Annotated in this window: 11 protein-coding genes; 9 read left to right on the forward strand and 2 right to left on the reverse strand. The window is 63.6% G+C overall.

The window, feature by feature from the left end:
* Nucleotides 1-40: 40 nt before the first annotated feature.
* From ACVJNE_RS13850 to ACVJNE_RS13860, 3 genes are read left to right on the forward strand one after another with little or no spacing between them, the layout of a single operon-like run.
* Nucleotides 41-547: a TRAP transporter small permease gene (locus ACVJNE_RS13850; protein WP_499566407.1), complete on the forward strand. Its 507-nt coding sequence runs from the start codon at nt 41-43 to the stop codon at nt 545-547.
* On the forward strand, nt 548-1,828 hold the full coding sequence (locus ACVJNE_RS13855) for a TRAP transporter large permease (RefSeq protein WP_499566409.1): 1,281 nt from the start codon (nt 548-550) through the stop codon (nt 1,826-1,828).
* An 18-nt stretch (nt 1,829-1,846) separates the two neighbouring features.
* Nucleotides 1,847-2,905: an L-idonate 5-dehydrogenase gene (locus ACVJNE_RS13860; RefSeq protein ID WP_499566411.1), complete on the forward strand. Its 1,059-nt coding sequence runs from the start codon at nt 1,847-1,849 to the stop codon at nt 2,903-2,905.
* 57 nt (nt 2,906-2,962) lie between these two features.
* On the opposite strand, the gene ACVJNE_RS13865 is transcribed toward ACVJNE_RS13860, so the two are convergent.
* Together ACVJNE_RS13865 and ACVJNE_RS13870 are read right to left on the reverse strand one after the other, a co-directional pair.
* Nucleotides 2,963-4,519, reverse strand: coding sequence for a hydantoinase/oxoprolinase N-terminal domain-containing protein (locus ACVJNE_RS13865; RefSeq protein ID WP_499566413.1), 1,557 nt, complete (start codon nt 4,517-4,519; stop codon nt 2,963-2,965).
* On the reverse strand, nt 4,516-5,595 hold the full coding sequence (locus ACVJNE_RS13870; protein WP_444724946.1) for an S-methyl thiohydantoin desulfurase family protein: 1,080 nt from the start codon (nt 5,593-5,595) through the stop codon (nt 4,516-4,518). Before ACVJNE_RS13870 ends, ACVJNE_RS13865 begins: the two co-directional genes overlap by 4 nt.
* A 128-nt stretch (nt 5,596-5,723) precedes the next feature.
* Here ACVJNE_RS13870 and ACVJNE_RS13875 point away from each other — a divergent pair, with 128 nt between their 5' ends.
* The 6 genes from ACVJNE_RS13875 (at nt 5,724) to ACVJNE_RS13900 (ending at nt 12,720) form a co-directional block, all read left to right on the forward strand.
* On the forward strand, nt 5,724-6,662 hold the full coding sequence (locus ACVJNE_RS13875) for an AroM family protein (protein WP_499566415.1): 939 nt from the start codon (nt 5,724-5,726) through the stop codon (nt 6,660-6,662).
* A 144-nt stretch (nt 6,663-6,806) separates the two neighbouring features.
* Entirely contained in the window at nt 6,807-7,484 is a 678-nt protein-coding gene (locus ACVJNE_RS13880) for an AroM family protein (RefSeq protein WP_499566417.1), read from the forward strand.
* A 38-nt stretch (nt 7,485-7,522) separates the two neighbouring features.
* Nucleotides 7,523-9,112, forward strand: coding sequence for an ABC transporter substrate-binding protein (locus tag ACVJNE_RS13885; protein ID WP_499566419.1), 1,590 nt, complete (start codon nt 7,523-7,525; stop codon nt 9,110-9,112).
* 55 nt (nt 9,113-9,167) lie between these two features.
* Nucleotides 9,168-10,175, forward strand: a complete 1,008-nt coding sequence (locus ACVJNE_RS13890) for an ABC transporter permease (RefSeq protein ID WP_444724943.1) — start codon at nt 9,168-9,170, stop codon at nt 10,173-10,175.
* Nucleotides 10,175-11,089, forward strand: coding sequence for an ABC transporter permease (locus tag ACVJNE_RS13895; protein WP_368802420.1), 915 nt, complete (start codon nt 10,175-10,177; stop codon nt 11,087-11,089). The genes ACVJNE_RS13890 and ACVJNE_RS13895 overlap by 1 nt, the downstream gene beginning before the upstream one ends.
* Nucleotides 11,086-12,720, forward strand: coding sequence for an ABC transporter ATP-binding protein (locus ACVJNE_RS13900; RefSeq protein WP_499566421.1), 1,635 nt, complete (start codon nt 11,086-11,088; stop codon nt 12,718-12,720). Before ACVJNE_RS13895 ends, ACVJNE_RS13900 begins: the two co-directional genes overlap by 4 nt.
* Nucleotides 12,721-12,746 lie beyond the last annotated feature (26 nt).

The following is a 12,746-nucleotide window of genomic DNA, read 5'->3' on the forward strand; positions in this document are numbered from 1 at the left end:
ACCAACGGCCGCGCTCCCCTTGCAATGAGGTGAGCGCATCATGACGGCCGTCACCCGCATAGCCGATGCTCTGGACATGCTCTGTCGCATCGCGATCGGCATCGCCTTCGCCGTGCTGATCGCAGCGGTCGCGATCCAGGTCTATGCCCGCACCTTCACGAGCAGCTCGCCTATATGGACCGAGGAACTGGCGCGCTTCATGCTGCTCTACATGGCAGGCATAGGCGCTGGGCTCTGCCTTCGCAGCGGCGACCTCGTCAACGTCGACATCATCCAGGATGCGATGTCGGAACGCATTGCATGGTGGATGCGGCTGATCTCTACGATCCTTACCGCCGGGCTCGCGGCTCTGATGATCGCGCCGGCCTGGCGCTTCACAAGCATCGGCGCCATGCAGACCTCACCCAGTCTGCGCTGGTCGATGGACATGATTCACGCCAGCGTTCTGGTTCTCGCGATCACCCTGCTGGTGTTTTCGCTTCTCCGCGCCATCGGAATGCTGACGGGCAGCGACGATGGTCGCGCGCATTTTGCCGAGGAGGAATAGGTGGAACTTTTCTGGCTCTTCGGCACATTTCTCATCACGCTCGCGCTTGGCGTCCCGGTGGCGATCTGCCTCGGACTGGCGTCGCTTGCCTATATCGTCGCCTCGGGCATGCCGCTGGTGATCATCCCGCAACGCATGTTCGCGGGCATCGATGTGTTCGTGCTCCTGTGCATCCCCGGCTTCATCCTCGCCGGCAACCTGATGAACGGCGGCGGCATCACCGAACGCATCATCCGTTTCGCCAACGCGCTTGTCGGATGGATGCGCGGCGGGCTCGGCATGACCAATGTCGCCGGCTCGATGCTCTTCGGCGGCATTTCGGGCACGGCTGTAGCCGACGCCGCCTCGCTCGGCAGCGTGCTGATACCAGGCATGAAGAAGTCCGGCTATCCGGCCGACTTCTCGGCCGCCATCACCGCGGCGTCTTCCACGGTCGGGCCGATGATCCCGCCCAGCGTGCCGATGATCATCGTCGGCGCGCTGTCGGGAATCTCGGTCGGCCAGATGTTTCTCGCCGGTGCCGTACCGGGCATCCTCATGGGCATCGGCATGATGGTCGCCTGCTACATCATCTCCGTGCGGCGCAATTTTCCCCGCCAGGAATGGAAGGGCGTACGCGAACTCGTCACGTCGTTCTTCAGCGCGTTCTGGGCGATCGCCATGACGGCGCTCATCGTCGGCGGCCTCATGTCCGGCGTCGCCACGCCGACCGAAACCGCCATAGTCGCTGCCATCTATGCCTTCGTCGTCGGTGCATTCGTTTACCGCGAACTGCCGATCGCCAGAGTGCCGAAGATCGTCATCGACAGCGCCGTCTCGTCAGCGGGCATTCTCGCGCTGGTCGGCTTCGCCAACGTCTTCGGATCGATCCTTTCGGCCGAACGCATCCCGCAGATGATCGTCAGTGCGGTTCTGTCCATCACCGACAACAAGTTTCTGGTGATCCTGCTTATCAACCTGCTTCTCCTGTTCGTCGGCATGTTCATGGAGACGATCGCAGCGCTCATCATCCTGTTCGTGCCGCTGCTCACGCTGGCGCAGGCCGTGGGGATCGATCCGCTGCATTTTGCCACCTTCGCCGTGCTCAACCTGATGCTGGGTTTGACTACGCCGCCGGTCGGCGTCTGCCTGTTCGTCTGCGCCAACATCGCCCGCCTGCCGCTTCTACCGGTGGTCAAGGCGATCGTGCCTTTCCTGCTTTCAAACATCATCGTGCTGCTGCTGGTGTCTTACGTTCCGGCGATCTCGACCTGGCTGCCGACCACGCTGATGGCGCGATAATCTGTACGGAGTCGTTCCATGAAAACCCGCGTCTGCCGGCTGCACGAGAAGGGCGACATCAGGATCGAGGAGATGGATGTCGCAGAGCCGGGTGCGGGCCAGGTGCTGGTCGCCATGGGCGCCGGCGGCATCTGCGGGTCCGATCTTCACTACTACCAGGATGGCGGCTTCGGACCGATCCGTGTCCGCGAGCCGATCATCCTCGGCCACGAGGTGGCGGGCACCGTTCGCGCCATCGGTCCTCAGGTTGAGGGGCTGGAGCCGGGCGACCGAGTCGCGGTCAACCCCAGCCGCTCATGCAACAAGTGCCGCTATTGCCTCGAAGGTCTCCAGCAGCATTGCCTAACGATGCGCTTCTTCGGTTCGGCCTTGCGGTTCCCGCACGAGCAAGGCGGCTTCCGCGACCTCATGGTCGTCGACGCCTACCAGTGCGTAAAGCTCGAAAACGATCAGGTGTCGCTTGCCGAGGCCGCCTGTGCGGAGCCGCTGGCGGTCTGCCTGCATGCGCTCAACCGCGCCGGCGCGTCGGCTAGCAACATCGCCGGCAAGACGGCGCTCGTCAGCGGTGCTGGTCCGATCGGTGCGCTGGTAATCGCTGCCCTGCGCCATGCAGGCGCGAGCCATATCGTGGCGACCGACCTGCAGGACGCCGCGCTGGACGTTGCACGACGCATGGGCGCCGACGAGATCATCAATGTCGGCTCGAACCCGGAACGGCTCGACACCTACACCGAGGGCAAGGGCACTTTCGATCTCGCCTTTGAATGCTCGGCTGCGGCGCCAGCGGTACGCGCCGCTATCGCGGCTATCCGGCCGCAGGGCACTTTGGTCGAAGTGGGCGTGGCCGGAGATGTCGCGGTGCCGCTGAACCTGATTGTCGGCAAGGAGATCGCGTTCGTCGGCACGCACCGCTTCGTCGGCGAATACGCCCAGGCGGTGAAGCTGATCGATCAGCGGCGCATCGATGTCAGGCCGATCATCACCGGCGCGGTCGATCTCGCGGAAGCGCCGGCCGCCTTCGAGGTCGCCGGCGACCGCAGCCGCGCCATCAAGATGCAGCTCACCTTCGCAAGCTAGTTGACGATCAGACGCAGATCGACGACGGCTTGACCGCCGCCGTCTGCACCAGATCGGTCAAGCGACCTCGCGCTTCTCGTTGAAGGCGATGTCACCCACGACACGCACCCGCACGCGGCGCGCATCCCCGGGCAGATAGGCGATCGGAATATCCTCCGTATCGAGCAAGGAGATCGTGCCCGGCTGCGCTCCAGCCTCGATCGCGCGCTGCCGGGCAAGCTTCTCGGCCTCCGCGATGGCAGCGTCGCGGCTCATCTCGGAAAAGACCTGATCGACCTCGCCCGATACCTGCGCCATGGCGGCGCCAAGTGCATTGGCGACGCCCGCGTGCTCTACGCGCAGGACCTCGCTGACGCCGTTCAGCTTTTCGGGGATGAGGAACGAGCCCCCGCCCACAGCGATGAGCTCGACGCCATCCGCAGAGGTTTTCATACGGTCGACGCTGTCCTCGACCATCTGCTCGATACGCTTGAGCAAGGTCGAAACGAGCGTCTGGTCGAGGTGGCTGACCCGGTCGCGGTCGCCGATCTCGACAAGCCCCGCAGCAACCGCGATGTCGGTCGTGGTCAGCGTCGATCCGCCGAAGACAAGCGCCTCGCTGGTGATGCGATAGCCGACGCTGCGCGGACCGATCGTGCCCTTCTCCGGGTCGATGATCGTGCCCCCGCCGAGCGCCATGGGCAACAGGTCTGGCATGCGGAACAGCGTGCGCACGCCGCCGACCTCGACAACGTTATTCGCCTCGCGCGGGAAGCCGCCGACGAGGCAACCGATGTCGCTGGTCGTGCCGCCGACATCGATGACCATCGCCTCCTTGAGACCGGTCAGGAATGCAGCGCCGCGCATCGAATTGGTCGGGCCTGACGCAAAGCTGTAAACCGGGTTGGCGGCCGCCACTTCGGCGAGCACCACCGTGCCGTCGTTCTGCGTCAGATAGAACGGCGCATGGACACCCGATTCCTTCAGCGCCTTGGCGAACGCGTCGACCGTGCGCTGGCCCAGCCCCTGCAATGCGGCGTTGAGCAGTGTCACGTTCTCGCGTTCGAGCAGGCCGATGCGGCCAAGCGTATGCGACAGGGTGATCCGCGCGTCGGGCATCACTGAGCGTACGATCTCAGCGGCCTCGACCTCACATTCCGTGGTCAGCGGCGAAAACAGCGCAGTGATGCCGACGGACTGGATGCCAGCATCGCGGATGCGCATCGCAGCATCCCGCACGGCGTCGCGATCCAGCGGCACGAGCGGCCGCCCGTCATATTCATGTCCACCCTCGACCATGAAGCTCAGGGGATCGACTGCCTCGCGCAGGTCGTCCGGCCAGTCGACCATCGGCGGAAGGGAGGCGCCGGCCGGCATCGCGATGCGGATCGCACCGACGCGTTCGAGGCGAGCCCGCTCCACCACCGCATTCGTGAAATGCGTGGTGCCGATCATCACCGCATCGACCTGCGAGGCGCTGGCCGGCTGGCTGGCAGTGACATGGCGGATCGCATCGACCACGCCTTTCATCACATCCGCCGTGGTGGGAAACTTGATTGAACTGAGAACGGTTTCGCCGTCGATCAGGACAGCGTCGGTGTTCGTCCCGCCGACGTCGATGCCAATACGCTTCATGATGCAAATACCGATTTGAAGTCCAGGTCGTAGCCGAACGCCCGGGGGCCGACATGTTCGAGACCCTTGGGGGTCTGCAACACGGCCGGCGCAGGAAGAGCAACGGCCGTCACGCGCTGTCCGTAGCGGACGGTCTCTGTCCCGATCGCTTCGCCCGACACCGTATCAAGCAGACAGATCAGGTCCGGCGTCATCGCCATTGGCGTGCCATCGCGGAAGGCGACGGCCCACTCGTTCTGGAAGGAGAGTTCCAGCAAAGACCCGCGATCCGAATCGAGCCCTTCGATCTTTGCAACGCCGCGCAGGAAGCCGCCGGTCGTGGTGCGGTCGACATCCGTGACCTTGCCCCTGAAAAGCTCGACACCGCCCTCGTGCTCCAGCACCGCGGCAACGGGGTCGGTGTGGCGCGCGCGCGCCGAGAGCACCGCCCGGCCCAGGCTCGTTGCCTTGGTGACGGTGTGCAGCACGCCCCAGTCCTTCACCTCGCGGCCCGTACGTGGCGCCTTGCAGGTTGCCGAGGTGGAACCGACTTCGGTGCAGACCTTGCGCGAAATCCGCTCCATCCACTTCCAGCTTGCCGCCTTGGCGACGATCGCCTCGTTGTCGCGGCAATCGACCAGCGTCAGCGGGTACATCTGCAGATCGCCGATCGCGAAGGATGTCATCTGTGCTTCCGGATAGGCGCGACCCATCGCGTCGGCGTCAACGACCGGGATGTCGAGCATCGCACCGGCAAGGAACGGCGACAGCGCGTTGCCGCCGCCGATCTCGACGCTCATCACTGCGCGGAACGGCCTGCCCGTATATTCTTCCATAAGCTTCATGGCGCGCGCGAGATGCGCCGGGTCCACCAGCCTCTCCTGACCGACGAGTGGCGCGCCCATCTTGGAAACGACAGCCACCGCATCGTCGTCATCGAGTTCCAGCGGGTCGATGAGCCTGCATTTGCGGCCGTCGCGATAAAGTTTCTTGAGATTGAGCTGCGCCAGATAGGGGCTGCCACCGCCGCCCGTTCCAAGTATCCAGGCGCCCACTGCCAGCGGATCGATCTCGTCCACCTCGAAGTCACGGATCATATTCACCTCCGAAAGATGCGCTAGAAGCTAGCTTCGGAGACCGGCCGACAATATAAGGAACTGCCCCTATATCGCGCTTGCCCAACGAATAGGCATTCCGCCCGGGGTCGACAGGAGTATCTCGCCACGTGACCACGACGGACAACAGCACCGCCCCGGCCCCGCCGAAGAAGGTGATGTTCGTCAGCGTCGGGCAGTCGCCGCGCTCCGACCTGATCGGCGACATACTCGCCAATCTCGACATGCCGATCGAGGCCCTGGAACTGGGAGCGCTGGACGGGCTGTCGGCACGAGAGATCGACAACCTCCGGGTCAGGCCGGGCGAGACCAGCATCGTGACCCGGCTGGCCGACAACAGCGAAATCGTTGTTTCCAAAGCGCGGATCGGCGAGCGCATGGCGCAACTTGTCGCCGCGTTTCGGCCGAATGAATTCGACCTGATCGTTATCCTTTCGACCGGTCTTTTCCGCGACTTCGACAGCACCTGCCTGACCGTCAACGCGCAGCGCGCGCTGGAATCGGCGGTTTTTTCGCTGGCCGCGCAAGGCTCGTCGGTCGGCCTGATCCAGCCGCTGGAACGGCAGATCAACGAACTCGATATTCCGGCGCTCCAGCCATATCGGATCACAGCCAGCCATGCGCTCGACAACGACAAGCAGTCGCTTGCGCGTGCGCTGTTCGACCTCGCCGACTGCGAGATCATCGTGCTCAACTCTGTGAGCTTTTCCGAAGCCGACCGCGAGATGGCAGCCAAGGTGACCGGCAAGCCGGTCGTGCTCGCCCGCAGGATCATCGCCAGCGCCGTGCGCCTGCTTCTCTACCAGTCGCAGCCGATTACCCTGCCGGGCATGTCGAGCGAGTTCACCGAGCGCGTCAACCGGCTCACCGCGCGCGAGCGGCAGGTCATGTCGCTGGTCGCCGAAGGGCTCTCGAACAAGGCGATCGCGCGACAGCTTGGCATCAGCCCGAAGACCGTCGAGATACACCGCTCGAACGTGATGTCGAAAATGGAAGTCGCTTCTTCGGCTGCCCTCATCCGCATGGTGATTCAGGCCGGGCATCCCTGATTTGCCGCCGTGGAAGGCATGCGATTGCACGGCGAAGCGGCAGCGCCAACCCGCGTTTCCCTCCTCACCTAGGGGGAGTTCCCTATAGTCGCGCGGACTTTTTGACGGCTAGCTTGGTTCCATCAGCAGGAGGAACCGAGCCACATGTCCGGCATTGCGCGCATCGCATTCGTTACGATCGGCCAGACCCCGCGTTCCGACATCGTGCCGGAGATGATGGCCGAGATCACGGCCGGGCTCGACGCCAAACCTGTCTTCCAAGAATTCGGAGTCCTGGACCACCTTGAAGGCGACGCGCTGGATACGTTTCGCGCACACGATGGCGAGTTGTCGTTCGCGACCCGCCTGCGCGACGGCACGGAGATCATTACCTCCAAGGAACGGACCGAAGAGCGCCTGAACGAAATCCTGGCCGAGATCGACGCCGGCGGATTTGATCTTGTCGTGCTTCTGTGCACCGGTACCCGCATCGACCCGCTGAAGAACACGCTTGTGGTCGAAGCCCAGAGGATCGTGGACTCCACCGTCGAGGCGCTTGCCGCTTCCTGCCGCAAGCTGGGCGTGATCGTCCCGCTCGAAAGGCAGGTCGCGGAATTTGCGCGCCGGCACGTCTTCGCAGGAGAGCCGACCGTGGTATCGGCGTCACCCTATTCGGGAAACGGCGTATCGGACGGCGCCAAGGGCGTGGCCGACTGCGACCTCGTGGTCATGCATTGCATGGGTTACACGGCCGCGATGCTGGACGAGGTCCGCACCCAGACGAATGCGCCGGTTCTGCTCTCCCGACGCGTCGTGGCAGGCGTCGTTCGCCAGATGATTTGAGGCTTGGGTTGAACACCTGAATAAAAGGGGAACTATCGATGAAGAAAAACCTTGTTCTGGCCGCGATAACAGCAGCACTGCTGAGCGGCACCCTGATGACATCGCCGGCATCCGCCTTCGAGCGCACCGACAATGGCGAAATCATCGTCTTTGCCGGTCGCCAGGCGATCCCTGTTCTCGATCCCCATGTGCGCTACGACTGGTCGACGCGCATGATCCAGCAGGCCGTATATGACGCGCTGGTCAAATACGAAGGCGACCCAGCCGAGATCAAGCCGTGGCTCGCCGAGAGCTGGGAGACGAGCGAAGACGGCAAGACCTGGACCTTCAAGCTGGTCGAGAACGCCAAGTTCCACAATGGCGACCCCGTCAACGCCGAGGCCGTTCGCTATTCCTTCGAGCGCGGCCTCAAGCTCAACAAGGGCGTGGCCTGGATGCTGAAGGACTTCCTTGCACCCGAAGGCATCACCGTCGTTGACGACTACACCGTCCAGTTCGAACTCAAGGCGCCCTACGCGCCGTTCCTGTCTTTCATGCCCTGGTGGTTCATCGTCAATCCCGAGCAGGTCAAGGCCAACGAGGTCGACGGCGACTATGGCGAGAAGTGGCTGACGGAAAACGCGGCCGGGTCCGGTCCCTTCAAGCTCGGCCGCTGGGAGCCGAACGTCCTCTATGAAATCGAGGCCGTCGCGGACTACTGGAAAGGCTGGCCGCAGGGCGAGAACCGTCCGGCTGGCGTCATCTACCGCATCATCCGCGAACCGTCCGCACAGCGCGCGTCGCTGCAGCGCGGCGAGGTCGACATTGTCGAGGGCCTGACCTCTGACGACTATGTCCAGATCGCCAACACGCCCGGGATCGAGATCCAGAACCACAAGGGCATGACCACCTTCGGCATCAAGTTCAACACCCAGCAGGGCCCCACCGCCGACATCAACCTGCGCAAGGCGATTGCCTACGCGCTCGACTACGATGCGCTCATCCAGATCTACAACGGCGCGGCGTCCTTGCAGACGAGCCCCCTGCCCGATGCCATGCGCGGTCATATCGATGTCCCCGATATTCCGCGACAGGACATGGCCAAGGCGAAGGAATATCTGGCGAAATCCCAATACCCGGATGGAGGCATCACGCTGCCTTACGTCCATGTCGCCGGTCTGGAAGAGGCGCGTCGTATCGGCCTGGTGCTTCTCGAAAACCTCAAGGAACTGAACATCAACGTCGAGATTACGCCGGAGCAGTGGCCGAATATGGTGGCCAACGGCTCGCGGGTTGAAACCTCGCCGGCGATGACCTCGGTCTACGTCACGCCGATCTCGACCGACCCGGATGCGGTGGCCTATCAGTATCACAAGAATAGCTGGGGCCAGTATTACGCGATGGCGTTCTACGACAATCCGGACGTTGCCGGTATGATCGACAAGGCTCGCGCCAGCACCGACTGGGACGAGCGCGCCGATCTCTATGCAAAGATCCAGACGCAGATCGTCGCCGACCAGCCGGAGGTGTTCGGCATGCTCCAGAACCGCCGCTGGGCACACCGCGACTATCTGGAGGGCTTCAAGTTCAGCCCCGTACGGTTTACCGGCGAGGTCGACCTCTATCCCCTGTGGATCGACGCGGAATAATACCGCTACGCGGGGAGCGTCCGCGCTCCCCGCGCCGACAAGGACCAAAGGCCACATGCTGAGCTTCACGCTGCGGAAACTGGCGACTCTGGTGGGAACCATGCTCGGCATCGCCGCGCTGACGTTCCTCATCACCAATGTCGCGCCGGGCGATCCTGCCCGCCTTGTCGCCGGCCCCAACGCCACCGAGGACATGGTCGAGACCATCCGTGTGGAAAACGGGCTAGACAAGCCGCTCCCCGAGCAGTTCTTCATCTATATGAGCGGCCTGCTGCGGGGCGATCTCGGTACATCCATCGTGACGACGCGCCCCGTCATCGACGAGCTTCTGCGCTACGCACCGGCGACGATAGAGCTGGTTCTGGTCGCCATGGCGCTGGGCATATTCGTCGGAGTGCCGCTCGGCATGCTGTCCGCTGTCTACCGCAATAGCTGGTTCGACCACCTGACGCGAATATTTTCCATCTCCGGTGTAGCACTTCCGGCATTCTGGTTCGGCATTCTCCTGCAACTATTCTTCGCGGTTCAGATGGGTTGGCTGCCCGTATCTGGACGCCTGCCGCTCGTCGCACGGCCGCCGGAACCCATCACGCACCTGCTCCTGGTCGATGCGCTTCTGCGCGGGCAGTTCTCCCTGTTCTGGACAGCGCTCAGCCACATCATCCTCCCAGCCATCGTGCTATCGTTCCCCTGCCTGGCCTCGATCCTGCGCGTCAATCGCGCCGAGATGGTCGAGGTTTTGCAATCCGACCACGTCGTCGCTGCCCGCGCGCACGGCCTGTCGTCGCGCCGCATCGTTGCGCTTTACGCGCTCAAGAACGCAATGCTGCCGACGCTTGCGATGATTGGCCTGCGCTTCGGCTGGATGCTGGGTTCGACGGTGCTGGTGGAAACCGTCTTCGACTGGCCCGGCATCGGCCTCTACGCGGTGTCGTCGGCGCTGTCGTCGGACTTCAAGCCGGTCATCGGCGTGACCCTGCTGATCGGCTTCTTCTTCATCATCGCCAATACGATCGTCGACCTCGCCTATGCATGGATCGACCCGCGCCTGAGGAATGCCTGATGACGACCAACGACATCACGCCGCCGGCACGGCTGTCCTTCCGCGAGCGGCACGAAAGCAGCATCCGCCAGTGGCGTCTCTACGCCTACACCTTCGCCGGCAGTTTCTCGTCGATGCTCGGTCTCGTGCTGGTGGTGCTGTTCCTGCTTCTGGCAGCTTTCGGGCCTTGGCTCGCCCCCTATCCCGAACATACGACCGGCGGCTTCGACATGGCGCAGCGCCTTCAGCCGCCCAGCGCCGAGCATCTCTTCGGCACTGACGAGATGGGCTCAGACATCCTGTCGCGCGTCATCGTCGGTGCCCGGACCTCGCTTTGGATCGGCGTCCTCATCACCGGTATCGGCGCGCTCATCGGCATACCGCTCGGCATCATCGCCGGCTACAAGGGCGGCTTCATCCGCGCGGCCATCATGCGTCTCACGGAACTTTTCCTGGCCGTTCCCGGTCTGGCGCTTGCGCTGGCCATCGTCGCTGCCCTCGGTCCGGGCATCACCAACTGCGTCATTGCACTGGCGATCGTATGGTGGCCGGGCTATGTGCGCCTGGTCGAGGCCAAGACGCTTTCGGTCAAGGAAGAGCTGTTCGTCGAATCCGCCCGCTCGCTCGGCGCTCGCACGCCATGGATCCTGTGGCATCACATCCTGCCGAACTGCTGGTCGCCGATCATCGTCAAGATGAGCATGGACATGGGCATGGCGATCCTTTCGGCCGCCAGCCTCGGCTTCATCGGGCTGGGCGCGCGACCGCCGGCGCCGGAATGGGGTGCCATGATCTCGGTGGCGCGCAGCTACATGCCCGACTGGTGGTGGTACTCGTTCTTCCCGGGAGCCGCGATCTTCCTGACCGTGCTGGGCTTCAACCTGCTCGGCGACGGCTTGCGTGACATTCTCGATCCGAGGAGCCGCGAACGATGAGCGACCTTCTCGAGATCAGAGACTTCACGCTCGACATCGATACGTTCGACGGCCCGGTCCATGTGCTGAAGAACATCAACCTCACCGTGAAGCGCGGCGAGACGCTGGGCATCGTCGGGGAGTCCGGCTCAGGCAAGACGGTGCTGGTCCGTTCCATCCTCGGCATAGGTCCGAAGCGTTCACGAACGGTAGACGGCAGCATTGCGTTCGACGGGATCGACCTTTCGACGCTGAGCGACGTGGAATGGAAGAAGATCCGCGGCGTGCGGATCTCTATGATCTTCCAGGACCCGATGACCTACCTCAATCCGCTATTCACGATCGGGCAGCAGATCGGCGACGTCATCGCCGCGCATGGCCGCGCGACGGGTACACCGACAAGCCATAAAGCGCGCCGCGCGCGCAGCGAGGAACTGCTCGACCAGGTCGGCATTCCCGATCCTGCACGCGTCTGCGACCAGTATCCGCACCAGCTCTCCGGGGGCATGCGCCAGAGGGTGCTGATTGCCATGGCGCTGTCCGGCAAGCCCGACCTGCTGATTGCCGACGAGCCGACCACCGCGCTCGACGTCACCGTTCAGGCGCAGGTGCTCGACCTCATCAACGAGCTTGTCGAGAAGCTGAACCTCACTGTCATCATGATCAGCCACGACGTCGGCGCCATCGCGACCGTAGCAAAGCGATGCGCGGTGATGTACCACGGCGAAATCGTCGAGGAAGGCGAGACTGTCGAGATCCTGCGCGCGCCCAGGCACGAATACACCAGAAAGCTGCTTGCCGCCGTTCCCGATATCGATGCCCCGGTAGAGCTACAGGCAGCGTCTCCCGCCGCTACGCCGTTGCTTGAGGTCAAGGACTTGTCGAAGGTCTATTCGACCCGTTCGGGCGGCGAAGTCCGTGCCGTCGACGCGGTCGATTTCTCCGTGGCCAAGGGAGAGATACTCGGCATCGTCGGCGAATCCGGCTCCGGAAAATCGACGATCGCCCGCCTCGTGCTGCGCCTTATCGAACCGACCGGCGGACAGGTGATCTTTGACGGGCAGGACATTACCGGGCTTTCCGGAGAGCCTTTGCGGCTCATGCGCCGGCATATGCAGCTCGTGTTCCAGAACCCGCATTCGGCGCTCAACGGGCGCCATACGATCGGCGATGCCATCGGCGAGCCTTTCCGCATCCAGTCGAAGCTGTCGCGGCGTGACATCGACGCGGAGGTGGACAGGCTGCTGGACATCGTGCAGTTGCCGCGCCTGTTCCGCTATCGCTACCCGCACGAACTGTCGGGCGGCCAGAAGCAACGTGTGTGCATCGCTCGTGCCGTCGCGCTGAACCCGAAACTCCTGCTTCTCGACGAGCCGACTTCGGCACTCGACGTGTCCGTGCAGGCGCAGGTGCTCGCGTTCCTGCGCGAACTGCGCGAGGAACTGGACCTGACCTACGTCTTCATTTCCCACGACCTCGCGGTGGTGCGCGAACTGTGCGACCGGGTGCTGGTGATGAACCGTGGCAGGATCGTCGAGCAGGGCAAGACGGCGGACATCTTCAACGCGCCGAGCGAAGACTACACCCGAGGACTTCTTGCAAGCGCGCGCAAGACCTCCAAATCGGCCTTCACGTCAGTGGAGGCCGCGTGATGCGGTCGTGAGCATCGGCCGCGGCG

It is taken from the genome of Mesorhizobium sp. DxT, assembly GCF_058448885.1.

What these genes read in the sequence shown, in the direction of transcription:
- ACVJNE_RS13850 (WP_499566407.1), top strand. Translation starts at nt 41, where the DNA reads ATGACGGCCGTCACCCGCATAGCCGATGCTCTGGACATGCTCTGTCGC.
- ACVJNE_RS13860 (WP_499566411.1), top strand. Translation starts at nt 1,847, where the DNA reads ATGAAAACCCGCGTCTGCCGGCTGCACGAGAAGGGCGACATCAGGATC.
- ACVJNE_RS13865 (WP_499566413.1), bottom strand. Translation starts at nt 4,519, where the DNA reads ATGAAGCGTATTGGCATCGACGTCGGCGGGACGAACACCGACGCTGTC.
- ACVJNE_RS13870 (WP_444724946.1), bottom strand. Translation starts at nt 5,595, where the DNA reads ATGATCCGTGACTTCGAGGTGGACGAGATCGATCCGCTGGCAGTGGGC.
- ACVJNE_RS13880 (WP_499566417.1), top strand. Translation starts at nt 6,807, where the DNA reads ATGTCCGGCATTGCGCGCATCGCATTCGTTACGATCGGCCAGACCCCG.
- ACVJNE_RS13885 (WP_499566419.1), top strand. Translation starts at nt 7,523, where the DNA reads ATGAAGAAAAACCTTGTTCTGGCCGCGATAACAGCAGCACTGCTGAGC.
- ACVJNE_RS13890 (WP_444724943.1), top strand. Translation starts at nt 9,168, where the DNA reads ATGCTGAGCTTCACGCTGCGGAAACTGGCGACTCTGGTGGGAACCATG.
- ACVJNE_RS13895 (WP_368802420.1), top strand. Translation starts at nt 10,175, where the DNA reads ATGACGACCAACGACATCACGCCGCCGGCACGGCTGTCCTTCCGCGAG.
- ACVJNE_RS13900 (WP_499566421.1), top strand. Translation starts at nt 11,086, where the DNA reads ATGAGCGACCTTCTCGAGATCAGAGACTTCACGCTCGACATCGATACG.